The following is an 18,424-nucleotide window of genomic DNA, read 5'->3' as shown; positions in this document are numbered from 1 at the left end:
ATGGCTGACGAAAACACCATCCCTGATTCCGCGACGCCCGGCGAAGCCGTCGAAGTCGCGGCTCCTGCGCGCGAGGGTCGTGGCCCCGGCGGCGGCAACCGTGGCGGCAACCGCGGCCCCGGCGGCGGCAACCGCGGCGGAAACGATCGCAACCGTGGCGGGCGCGGCGGCAACGACCGCAACCGCGGCCGCGGCGGCGACGACGATGGCGGCGAGGAACTGATCGAGAAGCTGGTCCACATCAACCGGGTCTCCAAGACGGTGAAGGGCGGCAAGCGCTTCGGGTTCGCCGCGCTGGTCGTGGTCGGCGACGGCAAGGGCCGCGCGGGCTTCGGCAAGGGCAAGGCCCGCGAAGTGCCCGAGGCGATCACCAAGGCGACGTCGGCCGCCAAGAAGGCGATGGTCCGCGTTCCGCTCAAGGAGGGCCGCACCTTGCATCACGACGGCAAGGGCCGGTTCGGCGCGGGCAAAGTCAACGTGCGGACCGCTCCGGCGGGAACCGGCATCATCGCCGGCGGCCCTATGCGCGCCGTTTTCGAAAGCCTGGGCGTGGCCGACGTGGTGACCAAGTCGGTCGGCTCGTCCAACCCCTACAACATGATCCGCGCCACGTTCGACGCGCTGACCGACCAGACTTCGCCGAAGTCGGTCGCTCAGCGGCGCGGCAAGAAGGTCGCCGATCTGCTCGGCCGCGGCGGTGGCACCCAGGCCGAGGCGGAAGCCGACGCCTTGGCGGTGGTGGAGTAAACCCGATGGCCCCCAAGACTGACAAGAAGACCATCAAGCTCAAGCAGATCGGTTCGCCGATCCGCCGCCCGGAAAAGCAGAAGCAGATGCTCGTCGGCCTCGGCCTCGGCAAGATGCATCGCGTGGTCGAACTCGAGGATACCCCCGAGGTCCGCGGCGCGATCGCCAAGCTGCCCCACATGGTGGCGGTGGTCGACTGAGAACATAACCCTCCCTCCGTCAGGGGAGAGGGTTGGGAGAGGGGTAGCGTCATGGCGCAAACCCCTCTCAACTTCGGCTAGGCGCTCCGCGCCAAGCCTTCTTATCTCTCCCCTGAAGGGGCGAGAGTCCAAAGCGCGACTAAAGCGAAAGCGAGTGCAACGACATGAAACTCAACGATCTTCGTGACAACGATGGTGCCCGCAAGGGCCGGATGCGCGTCGGACGCGGCATCGGCTCGGGCAAGGGCAAGACCGCGGGCCGCGGCCAGAAGGGCGCCAAGGCGCGTTCGGGCGTCAGCGTCGCCGGGTTCGAGGGCGGCCAGATGCCGCTCCACATGCGAATCCCGAAGCGCGGCTTCAACAACATCTTCGCCAAGGACTTCGCCGAGGTGAACCTCGGGCTGATCCAGAAGGCGATCGACAACGGCAAGCTCGACGCGGCCAAGCCGATCGATCACGCCGCGCTCAAGGCTGCCGGTCTCGCCCGCGGCGGCAAGGACGGCGTTCGCCTGCTCGGCAAGGGCGCGTTCTCCGCCAAGGCCACCTTCGCGGTGGCGGGGGTAAGCAAGGGCGCGCGCGAAGCGGTCGAGAAGGCCGGTGGCAAGATCGAACTGCCCGAGGCCCAACCCAGCGAGCACGACAAGAAGACCGCGCGGCGCGAGGTCAACAAGACCGCCAAGGCCGCGCTCACCAAGAAGTAACGCGCCATCCGCCGTCCCGGCCGGTGCCGGGATGGCGGGGGTTCGACATTCGCGAACCCGCACTATATGGGGCTGGCACGCCGGTCGCGACCGGCCCCGATCGAGGCATCCGTCCCCATGGCATCACGCGCCGACAACATCGTCAGCAACTTCACGCTCGCCAACTTTTCCAAGGCGAGCGACCTCAAGCAGCGCATCTGGTTCACGATCGGCGCGCTGATCGTGTTCCGTTTCCTCAGCTTCGTGCCGCTGCCCGGCGTCAATCCGCTGATCCTGGAAACGCTGTACGACCAGACGCGTGGCGGCATCCTCGACATGTTCAACACGTTTTCGGGCGGTTCGCTTCAGCGGATGAGCCTGATTGCGCTGGGGATCATGCCCTACATCACCGCCTCGATCGTGGTCCAACTCGCCGCCTCGCTCCATCCCGCGCTGATGGCGCTGAAGAAGGAAGGCGAGAGCGGGCGCAAGAAGCTCAACCAGTACACCCGATACGGCACGGTCTTCCTTACCGCGCTGCAGGGCTATTTCCTCGCCGTCGGCCTCGAAAGCTACGCCGCGCAGAGCGCGCTGCAGGCCGTGGTCATGCCCGGTATGCTGTTCCGCATCGGTGCGGTCATCAGCTTGGTCGGGGGAACCATGTTCCTGCTGTGGATCGGCGAGCAGATCACCGCGCGCGGGATCGGCAACGGCACTTCGCTGATCATCATGGCCGGGATCGTCGCGTCGATGCCATCGTTCATCGGCAATCTCGGCACGCAGTACAGCACCGGATCGATCGGTGCATTCACCGTGTTCGCGATGGTCGGCGCCGTCGTCGTGCTGGTGCTGTTCATCTGCTTCATGGAGCGCGCCCAGCGGCGCCTGCTGATCCAGTATCCCAAGCGCGCCAGCCAGAAAGGCATGATGCAGGCGGATCGCAGCCACCTGCCGCTCAAGATCAACACCGCCGGCGTGATCCCGCCGATCTTCGCCAGCTCGCTGTTGCTGCTGCCGCTGACCGTGACCCAATTCGCGGGCAAGTCGGTGGCGCCGGAATCGACCGCGGGGACGGTGCTGGTCGCGCTCAACCAGTATCTGCGTCACGGCGCGCCGCTGTACATGGCGCTTTATGCGATCGGGATCATCTTCTTCTGCTTCTTCTACACCGCGGTGGTGTTCAACCCGGAAGAGACCGCCGACAACCTCAAGCGCAACGGCGGCTTCATCCCCGGCATCCGCCCGGGCAAGAACACCGCGACCTATCTCGATTACGTGCTGACCCGGATCACCGTGATCGGCGCGGCGTATATCACCATCGTCTGCGTGATCCCCGAATACGTGATCGCGCAGACCGGGATGCGGCTGTTCTTCGCCGGCGGCACCAGCCTGCTGATCGTGGTCAACGTCACGGTCGATACGATCACCCAGATCCAGTCGCACCTGCTGGCGCACCAGTACGGCGACTTGATCAAGAAGGCCAAGCTGAAGGGTCGCTTGCGCTAGGCGCACGCCGACGGGTTAGGGGACACCAGTGAACATCATCCTGTTGGGACCGCCGGGTGCGGGCAAGGGCACCCAGGCGCAACGCCTGGTCGAAGCCCACGGCATGAAGCAGCTATCGACCGGAGACATGCTCCGCGCCGCGGTGAAGGCGGGAACCCCGGTCGGCCTCCAGGCCAAGGCGGTGATGGACGCGGGCGAGCTGGTCTCGGATGAGATCGTCTCGGCGCTGATCGGCGACGAGCTCGACGCGCTGGCGCCGGGCCAGGGTGCGATCTTCGACGGGTATCCCCGCACCGCCGCGCAGGCCGCCTCGCTCGACGCGATCCTCGAGGAGCGAGGCCAAACCCTCGAACACGTGATCGAACTCGACGTCGACGAGGATGCGCTGGTCGAGCGGATCACCGGGCGCTTCACCTGCGCCACGTGCGGCAAGGGCTACCACGACAAGTTCGAGCAACCCAAGGTCGCGCAAACCTGCGACAAATGCGGCGGCCACGACTTCAAGCGCCGGCCCGACGACAACGAGGCGACCGTGCGCACCCGCATGGCCGAATACCGCGCCAAGACCGCGCCGATCCTGCCGATCTACGAGGCCCGCGGGATCGTCAGCCGGGTCGATGGCATGGGCGACATGGACGATGTGACAGCGGCGATCGAGGCGGTTCTGGGCTCCTGAATCCAACCCCGCTCGTGTCGAGCCAAGTCGAGACACGTTGCGCAACCACCGAGCTTGGCGCACGATCCCTCGACTTCGCTCGGGATGAGCGGTCCTTGGGGGAGGGTTCGGTGTATTTCAAAGTTGCTGCCGGTATTGCACTCGCGCTCGCCGCCCAGCCCGCCGCCGCCGAAGTCGTCGCCTCCAGCGAAGCCGGGTTCGTCACCCGCGCCACCGCCGAAGTCCCCGCCGACCCGGGCGCAACCTGGCAGAAGCTGATCGCGCCGCAGACCTGGTGGAATAGGGCGCACACCTTTTCGGGCGATTCGGCCAACCTCTATCTCGATGCCCAGGGGGGCGGTTGCTTCTGCGAAAAGCTGCCGCTCAAGGACGGCGCTCCCGGCGCCCGGGCAGGCAGCGTCGCCCACATGCGGGTGGTCTATGCCGAACCGGGCAAGGCGCTGCGGATGGTCGGCTCGCTTGGCCCGCTGCAGTCAGAGGCGCTCACCGGAACGCTCACGATCACGCTGAAGCCGGGCGGGACGGGCACCCGGATCGTCATGGAATACATCGTCGGCGGTTACATGCGCTACAAGACCGCCGAGATCGCCCCCGCGGTGGACAACGTGCTCGCCGAGCAACTCGCATCGCTTGCCGCCGCGCTGGGATCGGTCCCCGACGCCGCCGGTCCCGAAGCGAAGCCGAAACCCAAGCCGAAGGCGAAGCCGAAACCCTAACCAAGACCCGGAATCGTCCTTGCAATCCGCGCTTTTGCATGGCGCAAAAGCGGCTACAGTCCGCCACGACTGATGCAGACGACTCGCAACAGAAGTCGCCGCGTCCGGACGGGTCGCTTCGTCGAGATTTGCGGGGACCGATAGCGGCCCCGCCTTGCCAACGGGGGAGTTACCAGTGGCCGTATCCGATCATGTCGACCTGCCGACCTTCATGGAGGGCGTGAAGAAGCGCAACCAGGGGCAACCCGAATTCTGCCAGGCGGTCCAGGAAGTCGCCGAAGACATCTTCGACTTCATGCAGGACAAGGAACAGTACCACTCGCAACAGATCCTGCGCCGCATCGCAGAGCCGGATCGCGTGGTCAGTTTCCGCGTCTGCTGGGAAGACGACAATGGCAACGTCCGCGTCCAGCGCGGCTGGCGGGTGCAGAACAACAACGCGATCGGACCCTACAAGGGCGGCATCCGCTTTCACCCCAGCGTCACCGAAAGCGTGCTGAAGTTCCTCGCTTTCGAGCAGACCTTCAAGAACGCGCTCACCGGCCTGCCGATGGGCGGGGGCAAGGGCGGCTCGAACTTCAATCCCAAGGGCAAGAGCGTGCGCGAGATCATGCGCTTCTGCCAATCGTTCATGACCGAGCTGTACCGTCACATCGGCGCCGACATCGACGTGCCCGCGGGCGACATCGGTGTGGGCGGCCGCGAAATCGGCTTCATGTTCGGCCAGTACAAGCGGATCACCAACGAGTTCACCGGGGTGCTGACCGGCAAGGGTCTCGAATGGGGCGGCTCGCTGATCCGCACCGAGGCGACCGGCTATGGTGCGGTCTACTTCCTCCAGAACATGCTGGCGGTGAAGAACCAGGATCTGGTCGGCAAGACCGCGGTCATTTCGGGATCGGGCAACGTCGCCACCCACGCCGCGGAAAAGATCGTCCAGCTGGGAGGTAAAGTGCTGACGCTATCGGATTCGGGCGGCTTCATCCACGATCCCGACGGGATCACCCAGGAGAAGATCGACTGGGTCAAGGAACACAAGACCCACCGCCGCGGCCGGATCGAGGAATACTGCGACGAGTTCAAGAGCGCCAGCTTCACCAAGGGCAAGACCCCGTGGGGCGTACCGTGCGACGTCGCGCTGCCATGCGCGACGCAGAACGAGCTGTTGGGCGAAGACGCCAAGACGCTGGTTGCCAACGGCTGCACCGCGGTGTCCGAAGGCGCCAACATGCCGACCGACCTCGACGGCGTGCACGTCTTCAAGCACCACAAGATCCTCTACGCCCCGGGCAAGGCGTCCAACGCCGGTGGCGTCGCGGTCTCGGGTCTGGAGATGAGCCAGAATTCCGAGCGCCGCTCGTGGAAGGAAGACGAGCTCCAGCAGATGCTCAAGGACATCATGCTGGGCATCCACCAGTCTTGCCTGACCTATGGCGACCAAGGCGGCGGCTACATCGATTACGTCAAGGGCGCGAACATCGCCGGCTTCAAGAAGGTGGCCGATGCGATGCTGGCGTTCGGGGTGGTGTGATCGCGGGTTGATGCCGAATCCGGGGGCGTCGATATCGACGCCCCCGCCAGTTCGCGCGACACGAGCGGATCAGTTGATCTGCACCCTGCTTTAAAATCCCCGGACTACTCCCAAGCGCAGGCGATGGCTGGTGCTTGAGTGCGACAGGCGGATGTCTTGCGCCAGCGGCACGCTTACGCCGAGGGTCAGCGACCAGTTCGCGGCGTTGAAGCGTAGCCCCGGCGACAGGTACAGCGCCCGGCCCCCGCTGAAGCGGTCGGTTCTGCCGCTTTCACGCTCGCGGCCTTCCCACTCTCCGCTCAGCTCGAGCACACCGTCGAGCGTTGCGTCGTGGCGTTCTGCGTCGGCCTGGAGGCCGTGATCGTGCTCGCCGGGGTGGTAATCGATCTTCTGCCCGATCAGGCGGCGGACCAGCCCGACCGACGCCTGGGCGCGGTCGCCGAGGCGGGTTTGCTGGCTGCCGCGGGTCGAGCGTTGATAGACCACGCTGGCGTTCAGCCCGCCGCGCGGCAGGGGGCCGCGTCAGGGCCAGGCCGATCAAGGGGTTCCAGCTGCCGTTACCGGGTTGATGCTCGGTTTCGAAGCGTTCGCCCGCGTCGTCGATCTCGTGGGTTGCGCCCGTCGGCATCGACAGGCCGGCGATCGCCGCCGCCTCCCAGCCGTGGTGGTTTTCTCCGGTGAAGCGCCATTTGCCTACGACGGTGGCATCGCCAAAGCCGGTAGAGCCGCCGCGCGCAACCACGCTGTTGATCGTTCCACCGGGAGTATGGGCATGTTCGCCCTCGCGAATGGCCACGCGTCTCACGAACGGCAGCACCAAAGACAGCGTCAGGTCGTCGCCGATTCCGGCCGATACTCCCAGGGTATAGATTTCGCTGCTGGCCAGGTCGTGCGCATGGATGTGCCGTCCCGCGAGGGCGGCAAGCGTGGCGTCGCTGCGGTTGTCGGGCTCGGCGACCACGGCTTCGAGGCTCAGTGCAAGCCGGCCCTTGGCCAGGGTTCGCGCCGACGATCCGACGATCGGACCCGAGGTCGCGGGCCCGGCTCCTGTGGCGCCGTGATCGGCGGAGGCAGCTGAGGCAAAGAGCAAGGCAGCACCGCCACAGGCTGTGGCGGTCATGGTTCGGATATTCATGGTCGATCTCGCAGGTGGGGCCGGGCCGCCGAGGCAAGCGCCGCGCCGATCGGGAGTGGTCGCCGGGTCGCGCGGCGAATCGCCGTCGCTGGACCGGTCGGTCGAATCAGGGGTTCAGGCGAGAACGGGAGGCGCGCGCAGCGGTGGCCGCAGGAACGGCTGCCTTCGCGCAACGGGCGGGCGCCGCGGCGCCAGTCCGAGAATCAGGATGCACGCCAGCGCCAGTACGGCGAGTGCTGGCGGCGTCGTGCTGTCGAGTCCCGCCGCCCACAGGGATGCGAAGGGGCAACCGGCGGTGCCTTTCGCGGAATCGTGCTTGGGCTGATCCGGCGCGTCGTTCCGCGGGACGACAATCTGGCGGGTCAGGTGCTGCCCCGAAGTATCGGCGCAGATCTCGATGGTCAGCGTCAACGCGTCGGCCGAGACCATGTATCCGGCCGGGACGATCGCCCGCAGGATCAGGGCGAGCGCGATCAGCGCCGCGGTCAGGCGGGCGTGGCCGTGCAGGGTCCTTCGCAGCGCCTTCACGGAGCGGGCGTCTAGGCAAGAATCGCGCGGCTGTCATCTGCCGGCGGGGAGGCTTGGCGGCGATGACTTTGACCAGCGCCGGACGATGGGGTATGGCTGTTGCCACACAAGTGGACGGCTCGGGAATTTCGCGCCGCCCGCTTTTGCGTGCGATTGACAGCCCGCTCGAATCGTCTTAAGCGCGCCCTTCACTTGAAACCGACGGGATGTCCGGCAGGCGGCACGGTTGTGCGCCGACCGGGCTTTTTGCCGTTCGGGACCAGTGATTTATCGCGATGAGATGGAGGCCGCGTCAGCCGCCTTCGTGGAGCATGGAGAAGTTAATTGGCTCGTATTGCCGGGGTGAACATCCCCTCGAACAAGCGCGTGATCATCGCGCTCACCTACATTCACGGGATCGGTCCCGCCAAGGCCAAGGCGATCGCCGCCAAGGTAGGGATCGACGAAGGCCGCCGGGTCCAGGACCTGACCGACCAGGAAGTCCTCCACATCCGCGAGGCGATCGACAGCGATCACACCGTCGAGGGCGATCTGCGGCGCGAAACCGCGATGAACATCAAGCGGCTGATGGATCTGGCCTGCTATCGCGGGTTGCGTCATCGCAAGGGCCTGCCGGTCCGCGGCCAGCGCACTCACACCAACGCCCGCACCCGCAAGGGCAAGGCCAAGCCGATCGCCGGGAAGAAGAAGTAAGCCGCGGGGGGTGACCCCAGACGCTTTTCCCTTTTTCCAGCTACGAGGACCGAACCAATGGCACGCGAACCCCAGCGCATCAAAAAGCGCGAGCGCAAGAACATCTCCAGCGGCGTGGCGCACGTCAACGCCAGCTTCAACAACACCATGATCACCATCACCGACGCCCAGGGCAACGCCATTTCGTGGTCGAGCGCGGGGGCGATGGGGTTCAAGGGTAGCCGCAAGTCGACGCCGTATGCCGCGCAGGTCGCGGCCGACGACGCCGGCAAGAAGGCCGCCGAACACGGCGTCCGCACGCTCGAGGTCGAGGTCAAGGGCCCCGGCTCGGGCCGCGAGAGCGCGCTGCGGGCGTTGCAGGCGGTGGGCTTCACGATCACCTCGATCAGAGATGTGACCGCGATCCCGCACAACGGCGTCCGCCCGTCGAAGCGCCGCCGCGTCTGAATCTGCCCGCCGGAGCGCTTAGGCGCCCCGGCCGTTATTCTGCTTCGCCGCGGGCCCGCGGCAGAGCGCCCTGAACCACCCTAGGGGAAGTCCATGACTGTCAACATCAAGAACTGGCAGGAACTCAAGAAGCCCAACAACCTCGAGGTCAAGACCGGTTCGGACAAGCGCCGCGCGACCTTCGTCGCCGAGCCGCTCGAGCGCGGGTTTGGCCTGACCCTGGGCAACGCGCTGCGCCGCGTGCTGCTCTCGAGCCTGCAGGGCGCCTCGATCACCTCGATCAAGATCGAGAACGTGCTCCACGAGTTCTCGTCGCTGGCCGGCGTGCGCGAGGACGTCACCGACATCGTCCTCAACGTCAAGCAGATCGCGATCCGGATGCAGGGCGAGGGGCCCAAGCGGCTCCAGCTTGCGGTGACCGGCCCCGCCGAGGTCAAGGCCGGCGACATCGCCGTGTCGGGCGACATCGAGATCATGAACAAGGATCTTGTGATCTGCCACCTCGATGAAGGCGCGACGCTCAACATGGAGCTGACCGCCGATACCGGCAAGGGCTACGTTCCCGCCGTGGGCAACCGCCCGGTCGATGCCCCGATCGGGCTGATTCCGGTCGATTCGCTGTACTCTCCGGTGCGCCAGGTGAGCTACAAGGTCGATAACGCTCGCGTCGGGCAGGAACTCGATTTCGACAAGCTGAGCCTGACGATCGAGACCGATGGCACCGTGACTCCGGAAGATGCCGTGGCCTACGCCGCGCGGATTCTTCAGGACCAGCTCGCGCTCTTCGTCCACTTCGACGACAGCATGCCTTCGGGCACCCACGTCCCGTCGATGGCCGGCCTTCCCGCGCACACCGCGGACGAGAGCGACACCAACCAGCTCAACCGTTACCTGCTCAAGAAGGTCGACGAGCTGGAGCTGTCGGTGCGTTCGGCCAACTGCCTCAAGAACGACAACATCATCTACATCGGCGATCTGGTTCAGAAGACCGAGGCCGAGATGCTGCGCACCCCGAACTTCGGCCGCAAGTCGCTCAACGAGATCAAGGAAGTCCTCAGCTCGATGGGCCTGCGCCTGGGCATGGACATCCCCGGCTGGCCGCCCGAGAACATCGAGGAAATGGCCAAGAAGCTCGAGCAGGAACTGCTGGGCTGATGACTTAGCTCTCTCCCCTCAAGAGAGAGAGCAGGCGGTCGGCCTTACCGACCAGGACCGGGGTACCTGATACGGCCCCGCTACGAACGGAGTAACGAACATGCGTCACAAGATGGGGCAGCGTAAGCTGCAGCGTACCGGCGCCCACCGCATCGCGATGCTGCGCAACATGGCCGCCTCGCTGATCAAGCACGAGCAGATCACCACCACGCTGCCCAAGGCGCGCGAGCTGCGTCCCTATGTCGAAAAGCTGATCACGCTGGGCAAGCACGGTGGTCTCTCCAACCGCCGCCTGGCCCACGCCCGGTTGCTCGACGAGACCCAACTGACCAAGCTGTTCGACGTGCTGGCCGCGCGCTACGAAGGCCGCAGCGGCGGCTACACGCGGGTGATTAAGGCTGGCATCCGCGCCTCGGACGCCGCTCCCATCGCGATCATCGAGCTGGTCGATCGCGACGTTTCGGCCAAGGGCCAGGATTCGGGCCCGGTGCAGACCGACGAAGATTTCGCCGAGGCGTGATTTCTGCTTCGGCGCTGCTGCCGCGATAGGCAGCTCCCGCAGCCGGTGCTAGATTGCCCGCGGGCCGTCGAGGCCGCGGAGAGATCGATGTTTCAGCTTGTGCGGTGGCTCGCCGGCGCGGTTGCGGCCGCGACGCTGGTCGCTGTGCCGCTGAGCGCGGACACCTTGCCGCAGGGTGTGGCGGTGCCCCGGCCGAACTACCCTTCGACGCGCCGCGACAATGTGATCGAAACCGCATTCGGTGAACGGGTCGCCGATCCGTATCGCTGGCTCGAGAACGACGTCCGCCGCGATCCCGCCGTAGCGGACTGGGTGCGGCGCCAGAACGCGGTTTCCCGTGACTATCTCGACCGCCTGCCCGGTCGCGACGGATTCGCCGCCAGCATTCGCCGACTGCTCGACTACGAGCGTTTCGGTATCCCCAAGAAGGCCGGGGGGCGCTATTTTTTCACCCGCAATTCGGGCTTGCAGAATCAGTTCGTGCTCTATTGGCGCAAGGGCTTCGACGGCGTCTCGAAGCTGTTGCTCGATCCCAATCTGTGGTCGCAGGATGGGACGGCGGCGCTCGATCAGTGGGAACCGTCGCGCAAGGGGACCTACCTGGCGTTCTCGGTGCAGGACGGCGGCAGCGACTGGCGCACGGTGCGCTTTGCCGATGTTGCCGGCGGGCTGACCCTGCCGGACGAGTTGCGCGGGGTGAAGTATTCAGGACTGGCGTGGCTTGGCGACGAAGGCCTGCTTTACTCGCGCTTTCCCCAGGGCGAGACCGACCCGGACTATCTCTCGCCCAACAGCGGTCATGCGGTGTGGTTTCATCGCCTCGGTACGCCTCAATCGGCCGATCAGCTAGTCTACGCCAGCGCCGATCATCCCGAACGCAACCACTTTGCCCAAGTCACCGCCGACGGACGCTGGGCGGTGATCTCCACGTCGGAAGGCACCGCCCTGCGCCGCGACATCCACGTCATCGACTTGCGTCGGCGCGCGGATCGCGGATGGCAATCGCGCGAGCTGGTCGGGGATTTCACGCATGATTGGCGACTGGTCGACGGGCTGGGCACGCGGCTTTGGTTCGTCACCGACGCAGCGGCCCCGCGCTATCGCCTGGTGTCGATCGATCTGGCGCAGCCCTCGCCGCAGTGGCGTGAAGTCGTGCCGCAAACCCTCGACAAGCTGGAGGCGGCCAACGTCGTGGGCGACCGGCTGATCCTGTCCTACCTCAAGGACGCCGCGACCCGAGCGGTGATCCTCGACCTCCACGGACGACCAGCGCGGGCGATCGTGCTCAACGGCATCGGCACCGCTGCGGGCTTCGACGGGCGCCCGGGAGATCCGGAATCGTTCTATTCGTTCTCCAGCTTCAACCGGCCCGCGTCGGTCTACCGGCTGGACATGGCGAGCGGGCGCACCACCCCGTTCGCAGTGCCCCGGCTGGGCTTCGATCCCGTCGATTACGCGATCGAGCAGCGCTTCTACGAGTCGAAGGACGGTACCCGCGTACCGCTGTTCGTGATCCGCAACCGGCGAGCTGCGGCGGCGAAACAGCCGTTGCCGACGATCCTCTATGGCTACGGCGGGTTCGACGTTTCGCTCGTGCCCGGCTTTTCAGCGGTACGGATGGCGTGGCTCGAGGCCGGCGGCGCCTTCGCCATCGCCAACGTGCGCGGCGGCGGCGAATACGGGCGCGAATGGCACGCGGCGGGAAGCGGGGCGAACAAGCAGAACACTTTCGACGATTTCATCGCCGCGGGCGAGTACCTTATCGCGCAGGGGATCACGCCCCGCGATGGCCTGGCGATTCAGGGCGGGTCGAACGGCGGCTTGCTGGTCGGCGCGGTGATCAACCAGCGGCCCGGCCTCTTCGCCGCGGCTAATCCCGACGTCGGGGTGATGGACATGCTCCGGTTCGACCGCTTCACCGCCGGACGGTATTGGACCGAAGACTACGGCAGCCCCGCACGCGAGGCGGACTGGCGCGTGCTGCGCGCCTATTCTCCCTATCACAATATTCGAAAGGCGGACTATCCGGCGGTGCTGGTGACCACGGCCGATACCGACGACCGGGTCGTTCCCGCGCACAGCTTCAAATACGTGGCCGCGCTCCAGGCTGCTGAGCTTGGGAACAAACCCCGGCTGATCCGGGTCGAAACGCGAGCGGGCCATGGGTCGGGCAAGCCGACCGACAAGGTGATTGAAAGCGGGGCGGATGTCTTGGCGTTTATGGCTTACTGGACCGGGTTGACGCGTGCCGGGTCCCAGTCCACTCCCGCATCACTCGTTCATAGTTCTCCGAAATAATATTAACGATGGCTGTCGTGCCAATTCAGCCTTGCCTCATTGGCTAATCGCTAAATCCCCACTCGACCCCGGAAAAGGTCCGGGACGAAGAAGGATTTCGAGCCATGAATATCATGACCAAAGCTCTCCTCGGAACCGGTGCCGCGGCTGCGGCTCTGGTCTCCACCGCCAGTCCCGCACTGGCGCGTGACCGCCATGACGGCATCGATGTCGGCGACGTGATCGCCGGTGCGGTGGTGCTCGGCGGGATCGCCGCGGTTGCAGGTGCGATTGGCAACGATCGCGATCGTGGCTACAGCTACGGCTATCCGACCGGCGGCTATAACGACAGCTATCGTTACGACGACCGCTATGGCTACAACAACCGCTACGATCGTTACGGCTATCGCAACGGCAACCCGCGTCAGGCGATCGAACAGTGCGTCGCCACTGCCGAGAACCAGGCGAGCCGCTACAGCTACGGCCGCGCCGACGTTACCGATATCCGCGCGGTCGACCGCAATAGCCGCGGCTACACCGTACGCGGCCGGATCGCAGTGAACAGCCAGAACCGTGGCTGGCGCCGTGGGGACAGCTATTACGGCAACGGCTGGAACAACGACTATCGCGGCTGGAACGACAACCTGCGCGGCTATGACGCGGGCAGCTTCAAGTGCCGGGTCGAATACGGTCGGGTGGTCGATCTCGACTTCGACGGGATCCGCGGACTCCGCTAAGTCCCGCAAAACGCGATGAAACGAGCTGGGCGGTTCAGGCTTTGGTAAGCCTGGGCCGCCTAGCTTTTTGCACGCAACGACTTTGGTCGGCGCGTTTAGGGGGAGTCGCGAGCCATGACCATTCTTCGAGCCGCCGCTGTGCTGGCCAGCCTCACGATGATCGTCTCGCCGGTTGTGGCCGCCACGCGGACCGTCCCGATTACCGTGCCGCTCAGCGCTCGCCCGGCTGAGGCTCCTGCCTGGAGCAGCGCCGACGAGACGTTCAATGACCATCGCTGGGGCCGCTATCGCCGTCACCATGACGGGTTTGATGGTGGCGACCTGCTGGGCGTGCTTTTGATCGGCGGCGGCATCGCCGCGGTCGCCGCCGCAATCGACAAGGACAAGGAAGAACGCAGCGACGATCGCACCGCCGGGCGCGACTATACTGGGGGCGAATATTCGGACCAATCGTATGGCTACCGCAGCGATGGCACGCGCGCGCCCGAGCAAGCCTACGGCCGTCCTGCCGACACAGATGGTCCGGATCGACCATACGACTACAACGACAGCCGCGTTGAAGGGCGTGATTCCGGAGGGCTCGACAGCCGCGAAACCGACCGGGCGGTGAATGCCTGCTCGGCAGAGGCGGCGCGTTCGGGCGAAATCGACGAAATTTTCGATGTCGATAAGGTCGACGGCGAATGGCGGGTCAAGGGCGACTACCGCAACGGCCGCGAATTCACCTGCTCGGTCGATGGCAATGGCAAGGTCTATGTTGGGCTGGGCGATCATGCTGCCGCCGACGCCCCGGTGCCGCCGAGCGGCGACGACGATCGCTACGCCACCGGCCGCACCCCCGATTTCCCCGACCCGCGCGGCCGCTGAACTCAGCCGCGATGGCCGGGTAGGGCCAACCCCCAGGTAAGCGCGGCACCGCGCAAGGCGAAGCCGCCGAGCACGGCGAGTGCCCAGGTCATGGCATTGGGCAGGTTCGCGAGCCGGCCGAGCACGCACAGGCTGGCGGAAAGCGCGGCGGCGGTGACGTACAGTTCGGGCCGCATGAGGATCGAGGGGCGTCCGGCCAGCACATCGCGGACGATCCCGCCGACGCAGCCGGTGACTACCCCCATCACCACCGCCGGAACCGGTGCGATGCCGAACACCAGCGCCTTGGCCGCGCCTAGCGTCGCGTAGGCGGCGAGTCCTGCAGCATCTAGCCATTCGAGGAGCCGGTTCTGCCACCAGACTTGCGGCGCGAACCAGGCGACAAGCGCCACGCCCAGGCAGATCGGCGCAACCCAGGGATCGCGGACCCAGAACACCGGCGCGCCGATCAGCAGATCACGCACAGTACCGCCCCCGACGCCGGTGATTAGCGCGAAAAACGCCATCGTCACGAACGTCTGGCGCAGTCGGGCGGCAAGCAATGCGCCGGTCAGCGCGAACACGGCGGTGCCCGCCAGATCGAGCGCCGGGGGCAAAGCGGGCAGCGCGGCGTCGATCAATCGACGGGCCTAGCGAGCCGGCGCGGAACATAGCGCACGATCATCAAGAGTATCGCCAGCAAGGTTGCCGCCGCCGCCAGCGCCGCAAACGCGATCAGCACCGGGTGATGGGCGTCCTCGCGTGCTTGCAGGTCCATGATGTGCAAACCCCACATGACGTCGTAGAACCGCCAGAAATCTGTGCGAACGGCGAGCAACTCGCCGGTATCCGCATCGATGTAAAACCGTGCTCCGTCCGTGAAGCGCACCGCCCACGCAGGGCGCGGCTGACGCAGGTCGAGTGGCGCATGTTGGGCATCGGTCCAGCGGGCCGAGGTCACGCGCGTGGCTGGCTTGCGATAGCCGAGTGCCGCCGCGATCGCCTGCGCCCGGTCGAGGGCGGGTAGCTTGCGCCCGTCGCGTGGGTCGGCGGCGTAGCGGTCTTCGCCCAGCGCAACGATCCAGCGTGGACCCAGCGCGGTCTGCTTGAGCGTCAGCGAATCCGCCGTGCTGTGAATTGTCGGCGGATAAACCGTCGTCGCCGGGAGCGGCGGCAGTTCGGCGCGCAAGTCGCTCCCGCGCACTGTCTCGATGGGCCTGGCGACCATCACCAGCCCCGAAATGGTCCACAACAGCAGTGGCACTGCGATCAGCCAGCCGAGCCAAAGGTGGTAGCGAAGCAGTGTTCGCCGCCAGCGCCGAGGGTTCATGGCGAAGCCCGCGCGGTCAGATGTGAATCGGCTTGCCGGTAACCGCCATTGCCGCTTCCTTGAGCGCCTCGGCGTGGGTCGGGTGGGCGTGGCAGGTGTACGCGATGTCCTCTGACGTGGCGCCGAACTCCATCGCTAGTGCGGCCTCGGCGATCATCGTGCCCGCAAGGCTAGCGACGATCCATACTCCGACAACGCGGTCGGTTTGGGCATCGGCGATGACCTTGACGAAGCCGTCGGGCTCGCGGTTGGTCTTGGCGCGGCTGTTGGCCGTCATCGGGAATTTTCCGACCTTGATCGGGCCGTTCGCCTTGGCGTCCTCTTCGGTTAGTCCGACCCCGGCGATCTCGGGCATCGTGTAGACCACGCTTGGGATCACCGCGTGATTGACGATCCCGGTCTGCCCCGCAATGTTTTCGGCGACGGCAATGCCCTCGTCCTCGGCCTTGTGCGCAAGCATGGGGCCAGGGATGACGTCGCCGATCGCCCACACGCCATCGATCTTGGTACGGAAATCGTCGTCGGTCTCGATCTGCCCGCGCTTGTTGAGTTCCAGCCCGAGCGCTTCCAGGCCTAGCCCTTCGGTGTTGGGTCGCCGTCCGATCGAGACGAGAACGCAATCGGCCTCAAGCGATTCGGAAGCGCCGCCCGACGAAGGCTCGAGGGTTAGCGTCACGGTCTTGCCCTTCACCGTCGCGCCGGTAACCTTGGTCGAAAGGCGCAACTCCATGCCCTGCTTCTTGAACAACTTGGCTGATTCCTTGCGGACCTCGCCGTCCATGCCGGGGAGAAGCTGGTCGAGGAATTCGACCACCGTGACCTTGGCTCCGAGCCGCCGCCAAACGCTGCCCAGCTCGAGCCCGATCACCCCGCCGCCGATGACCACCATGTGTTTGGGCACCCGGTCGAGCGCGAGCCCGCCGGTGGAATCGACAATCAGTCCTTGGACATTGTCGACTTCCACGCCAGGCAGCGGGGTGACCGATGAGCCGGTCGCGATGACGATATTCTTCGCCGTTACCGCCTTGCCGTCGATGCTCACCGTACGCGCGTCGACGAACGTCGCGCGCCCGTTGAGCCAATCGACCTTGTTCTTTTTGAACAGGAACGCGATTCCCCCGGTCAGCTCCTTGACCGCCTTGTCCTTCTCGGCCTGGAGCGCAGGCAGGTCGAGTTCGACACCCGACATCTTGACCCCGAATTTCGCCAGCGTCCCGTCGTGCGCTTCCTCGAAGAACTCGCTGCCGTGGAGCAGCGCCTTGGACGGAATGCAGCCGACGTTGAGGCAGGTCCCGCCCAATGTCGCGCGGCTCTCGGCGCAGGCGGTCTTCAGCCCCAATTGCGCCGCGCGGATCGCGGCGACGTAACCGCCCGGACCGGCGCCGATGACGAGAACGTCGTAGTCGTAGGTTTGGTCAGCCATCCGGGGTCTCACAAATCGATCAGCAGGCGCGTGGGATCCTCGATCGCTTCCTTGATCGTCTTCAAGGCCGTCACCGCCTCGCGGCCGTCGATCAGACGATGGTCGTAGCTAAGCGCCAGATACATCATCGGACGGATCACGATCTCGCCGTCGCGGACCACCGGGCGGTCTTCGATGCGGTGGAGGCCGAGCACCGCCGACTGCGGAGGGTTGATGATCGGTGTGCTCATCAGCCCGCCGAAAATCCCGCCGTTGGAGATGGTGAAGGTGCCCCCGGCCATGTCCTCCATCGTCAGGCTGCCGTCCTTGGCGCGGCGCCCAAGGTCGCCGATGGCCTTTTCAATTCCGGCGAACGACAACGCATCGGCATTGCGCACCACTGGGACGACCAGCCCATTGGGTGCCGAGACCGCCACCGACAGATCGACGTAGTCGAAGTAGACGATCTCATCGCCTTCGATCTGAGCATTGACCGATGGGATATCGCGGATCGCCAGGCACGCCGCTTTGGCGAAGAAGCTCATGAAGCCGAGCTTGACCCCGTGCTTCTTCTCGAAGCTGTCTTTGTACTTGTCGCGCGCGGCCATCACTGCGGACATGTCGCAATCGTTGAAGGTCGTGAGCAGCGCGGCGGTGTCTTGCGCGCTCTTCAGCCGCTTGGCGATCGTCTGGCGCATCCGGGTCATCTTGACCCGTTCGGTCTTGCGCTCGCCGGACGGCGCGGTTGAGGGCGCGAGGCCTTCGACTGGGGCAGGCTGGGCAGGGGCACTTGGGGCGGACGGAGCCGACTTGGCCTGCGCCGCCGCCAGCACGTCCTCCTTCGTCAACCGGCCGTCTCGGCCCGAACCCTTGACCCGGCTGGGGTCGATCCCGTGCTCAAGCACCGCGCGGCGCACCGCGGGCGAGAGCGTGGCAGCATCGAGCGCGGCGGCCGGAGGCGGAGTCGACGCCGGATCGGCCTTGGGCGGCATCGTGTCGGACGCGGGGGGCTGGGCCTTCTCCTCGCGCGCGGCGACCGGCTCGGCACCCGCGGCGGGGGCCGAATCCTCGATGGTCGCGATGATCGCACCGACCAGCACGGTGTCACCTTCCTTGGCCTGGAGCGCGCCCATCACACCCGAAGCAGGCGCAGGAACCTCGACCGCGACCTTGTCGGTTTCAAGGCTGGCGATCGGCTCGTCGAGATTGACCGCGTCGCCGGGTTGCTTGAGCCACTGGCCGATGGTCGCCTCGGCAACGCTCTCGCCGAGCGTGGGGACTTTGACTTGGCTGGACAT

At 66.0% G+C, this 18,424-nt stretch carries 21 protein-coding genes; 15 read left to right on the top strand and 6 right to left on the bottom strand.

Going from position 1 to position 18,424, the window contains the following annotated elements; all coding sequences use genetic code 11:
- The 7 genes from rpsE to gdhA all read left to right on the top strand — a co-directional run bounded on the left by rpsE (window position 1) and on the right by gdhA (window position 6,056).
- Entirely contained in the window at window positions 1-747 is a 747-nt protein-coding gene (gene rpsE / locus GKE62_RS06930) for a 30S ribosomal protein S5 (protein WP_154691612.1), read from the top strand.
- A gap of 5 nt (window positions 748-752) precedes the next feature.
- Window positions 753-947: a 50S ribosomal protein L30 gene (rpmD, locus tag GKE62_RS06925; protein ID WP_154691611.1), complete on the top strand. Its 195-nt coding sequence runs from the start codon at window positions 753-755 to the stop codon at window positions 945-947.
- Between the two features lie 164 nt (window positions 948-1,111).
- Window positions 1,112-1,648 carry a 50S ribosomal protein L15 gene (rplO, locus tag GKE62_RS06920; protein WP_154691610.1) on the top strand — a complete coding sequence of 179 codons (537 nt, stop codon included), beginning with the start codon at window positions 1,112-1,114 and terminating at the stop codon, window positions 1,646-1,648.
- A 117-nt stretch (window positions 1,649-1,765) separates the two neighbouring features.
- Entirely contained in the window at window positions 1,766-3,133 is a 1,368-nt protein-coding gene (gene secY, locus GKE62_RS06915) for a preprotein translocase subunit SecY (protein ID WP_154691609.1), read from the top strand.
- A 28-nt stretch (window positions 3,134-3,161) separates the two neighbouring features.
- A complete protein-coding gene (locus tag GKE62_RS06910; protein WP_154691608.1) occupies window positions 3,162-3,809 on the top strand; it encodes an adenylate kinase in 648 nt (215 codons plus the stop codon).
- 110 nt (window positions 3,810-3,919) lie between these two features.
- Window positions 3,920-4,525 carry a hypothetical protein gene (locus tag GKE62_RS06905; protein WP_154691607.1) on the top strand — a complete coding sequence of 202 codons (606 nt, stop codon included), beginning with the start codon at window positions 3,920-3,922 and terminating at the stop codon, window positions 4,523-4,525.
- 175 nt (window positions 4,526-4,700) lie between these two features.
- Entirely contained in the window at window positions 4,701-6,056 is a 1,356-nt protein-coding gene (gene gdhA, locus GKE62_RS06900; protein ID WP_154691606.1) for an NADP-specific glutamate dehydrogenase, read from the top strand.
- Between the two features lie 90 nt (window positions 6,057-6,146).
- Here gdhA and GKE62_RS06895 read toward each other — a convergent pair whose 3' ends face one another.
- On the bottom strand, window positions 6,147-6,542 hold the full coding sequence (locus tag GKE62_RS06895; protein ID WP_154691605.1) for a hypothetical protein: 396 nt from the start codon (window positions 6,540-6,542) through the stop codon (window positions 6,147-6,149).
- Window positions 6,543-6,624: 82 nt separating this feature from the next.
- Here GKE62_RS06895 and GKE62_RS06890 point away from each other — a divergent pair, with 82 nt between their 5' ends.
- Complete coding sequence (locus GKE62_RS06890) at window positions 6,625-7,134, top strand: hypothetical protein (protein ID WP_154691604.1); 510 nt, start codon at window positions 6,625-6,627, stop codon at window positions 7,132-7,134.
- A gap of 171 nt (window positions 7,135-7,305) precedes the next feature.
- Here GKE62_RS06890 and GKE62_RS06885 read toward each other — a convergent pair whose 3' ends face one another.
- Window positions 7,306-7,719 carry a DUF2946 family protein gene (locus GKE62_RS06885; protein WP_154691603.1) on the bottom strand — a complete coding sequence of 138 codons (414 nt, stop codon included), beginning with the start codon at window positions 7,717-7,719 and terminating at the stop codon, window positions 7,306-7,308.
- A 324-nt stretch (window positions 7,720-8,043) separates the two neighbouring features.
- Here GKE62_RS06885 and rpsM point away from each other — a divergent pair, with 324 nt between their 5' ends.
- The 7 genes from rpsM (at window position 8,044) to GKE62_RS06850 (ending at window position 14,415) form a co-directional block, all read left to right on the top strand.
- Entirely contained in the window at window positions 8,044-8,412 is a 369-nt protein-coding gene (rpsM, locus tag GKE62_RS06880) for a 30S ribosomal protein S13 (protein WP_154691602.1), read from the top strand.
- A gap of 57 nt (window positions 8,413-8,469) precedes the next feature.
- The gene (rpsK, locus tag GKE62_RS06875; protein ID WP_154691601.1) at window positions 8,470-8,859 is read left to right on the top strand and encodes a 30S ribosomal protein S11; all 390 of its coding nucleotides are present in this window, start codon (window positions 8,470-8,472) and stop codon (window positions 8,857-8,859) included.
- A gap of 93 nt (window positions 8,860-8,952) precedes the next feature.
- Complete coding sequence (locus GKE62_RS06870; protein ID WP_154691600.1) at window positions 8,953-10,014, top strand: DNA-directed RNA polymerase subunit alpha; 1,062 nt, start codon at window positions 8,953-8,955, stop codon at window positions 10,012-10,014.
- 100 nt (window positions 10,015-10,114) lie between these two features.
- Window positions 10,115-10,534 carry a 50S ribosomal protein L17 gene (rplQ, locus tag GKE62_RS06865; protein ID WP_154691599.1) on the top strand — a complete coding sequence of 140 codons (420 nt, stop codon included), beginning with the start codon at window positions 10,115-10,117 and terminating at the stop codon, window positions 10,532-10,534.
- 87 nt (window positions 10,535-10,621) lie between these two features.
- Complete coding sequence (locus tag GKE62_RS06860) at window positions 10,622-12,832, top strand: prolyl oligopeptidase family protein (protein WP_154691598.1); 2,211 nt, start codon at window positions 10,622-10,624, stop codon at window positions 12,830-12,832.
- A gap of 113 nt (window positions 12,833-12,945) precedes the next feature.
- Complete coding sequence (locus tag GKE62_RS06855; protein ID WP_370516073.1) at window positions 12,946-13,548, top strand: hypothetical protein; 603 nt, start codon at window positions 12,946-12,948, stop codon at window positions 13,546-13,548.
- Between the two features lie 114 nt (window positions 13,549-13,662).
- Entirely contained in the window at window positions 13,663-14,415 is a 753-nt protein-coding gene (locus tag GKE62_RS06850; protein WP_154691596.1) for a hypothetical protein, read from the top strand.
- 2 nt (window positions 14,416-14,417) lie between these two features.
- Here GKE62_RS06850 and GKE62_RS06845 read toward each other — a convergent pair whose 3' ends face one another.
- Genes GKE62_RS06845 through odhB form a run of 4 tightly spaced genes read right to left on the bottom strand, consistent with a single transcriptional unit; the run spans window position 14,418 to window position 18,424 of the window.
- On the bottom strand, window positions 14,418-15,035 hold the full coding sequence (locus tag GKE62_RS06845; RefSeq protein ID WP_370516072.1) for a trimeric intracellular cation channel family protein: 618 nt from the start codon (window positions 15,033-15,035) through the stop codon (window positions 14,418-14,420).
- Window positions 15,032-15,724 carry a PepSY domain-containing protein gene (locus GKE62_RS06840; protein WP_154691595.1) on the bottom strand — a complete coding sequence of 231 codons (693 nt, stop codon included), beginning with the start codon at window positions 15,722-15,724 and terminating at the stop codon, window positions 15,032-15,034. Before GKE62_RS06840 ends, GKE62_RS06845 begins: the two co-directional genes overlap by 4 nt.
- Window positions 15,725-15,740: 16 nt before the next feature.
- Window positions 15,741-17,147, bottom strand: a complete 1,407-nt coding sequence (gene lpdA / locus GKE62_RS06835) for a dihydrolipoyl dehydrogenase (RefSeq protein ID WP_154691594.1) — start codon at window positions 17,145-17,147, stop codon at window positions 15,741-15,743.
- Between the two features lie 8 nt (window positions 17,148-17,155).
- Window positions 17,156-18,424 (bottom strand): 2-oxoglutarate dehydrogenase complex dihydrolipoyllysine-residue succinyltransferase, encoded by a 1,269-nt coding sequence (odhB, locus tag GKE62_RS06830; protein WP_154691593.1) that lies wholly within the window; start codon window positions 18,422-18,424, stop codon window positions 17,156-17,158.

The organism is Novosphingobium sp. Gsoil 351 (assembly GCF_009707465.1).
Lineage (GTDB): Bacteria > Pseudomonadota > Alphaproteobacteria > Sphingomonadales > Sphingomonadaceae > Novosphingobium.
This window is presented reverse-complemented; position numbering and strand designations above follow the sequence as displayed.

What these genes read in the sequence shown, in the direction of transcription:
- secY (WP_154691609.1), top strand. Translation starts at nt 1,766, where the DNA reads ATGGCATCACGCGCCGACAACATCGTCAGCAACTTCACGCTCGCCAAC.
- rplQ (WP_154691599.1), top strand. Translation starts at nt 10,115, where the DNA reads ATGCGTCACAAGATGGGGCAGCGTAAGCTGCAGCGTACCGGCGCCCAC.
- odhB (WP_154691593.1), bottom strand. Translation starts at nt 18,424, where the DNA reads ATGTCCAGCCAAGTCAAAGTCCCCACGCTCGGCGAGAGCGTTGCCGAG.
- lpdA (WP_154691594.1), bottom strand. Translation starts at nt 17,147, where the DNA reads ATGGCTGACCAAACCTACGACTACGACGTTCTCGTCATCGGCGCCGGT.
- rpsE (WP_154691612.1), top strand. Translation starts at nt 1, where the DNA reads ATGGCTGACGAAAACACCATCCCTGATTCCGCGACGCCCGGCGAAGCC.
- GKE62_RS06860 (WP_154691598.1), top strand. Translation starts at nt 10,622, where the DNA reads ATGTTTCAGCTTGTGCGGTGGCTCGCCGGCGCGGTTGCGGCCGCGACG.
- GKE62_RS06890 (WP_154691604.1), top strand. Translation starts at nt 6,625, where the DNA reads ATGCTCGGTTTCGAAGCGTTCGCCCGCGTCGTCGATCTCGTGGGTTGC.
- rplO (WP_154691610.1), top strand. Translation starts at nt 1,112, where the DNA reads ATGAAACTCAACGATCTTCGTGACAACGATGGTGCCCGCAAGGGCCGG.
- rpsK (WP_154691601.1), top strand. Translation starts at nt 8,470, where the DNA reads ATGGCACGCGAACCCCAGCGCATCAAAAAGCGCGAGCGCAAGAACATC.
- GKE62_RS06855 (WP_370516073.1), top strand. Translation starts at nt 12,946, where the DNA reads ATGACCAAAGCTCTCCTCGGAACCGGTGCCGCGGCTGCGGCTCTGGTC.
- GKE62_RS06850 (WP_154691596.1), top strand. Translation starts at nt 13,663, where the DNA reads ATGACCATTCTTCGAGCCGCCGCTGTGCTGGCCAGCCTCACGATGATC.
- GKE62_RS06840 (WP_154691595.1), bottom strand. Translation starts at nt 15,724, where the DNA reads ATGAACCCTCGGCGCTGGCGGCGAACACTGCTTCGCTACCACCTTTGG.
- rpmD (WP_154691611.1), top strand. Translation starts at nt 753, where the DNA reads ATGGCCCCCAAGACTGACAAGAAGACCATCAAGCTCAAGCAGATCGGT.
- GKE62_RS06870 (WP_154691600.1), top strand. Translation starts at nt 8,953, where the DNA reads ATGACTGTCAACATCAAGAACTGGCAGGAACTCAAGAAGCCCAACAAC.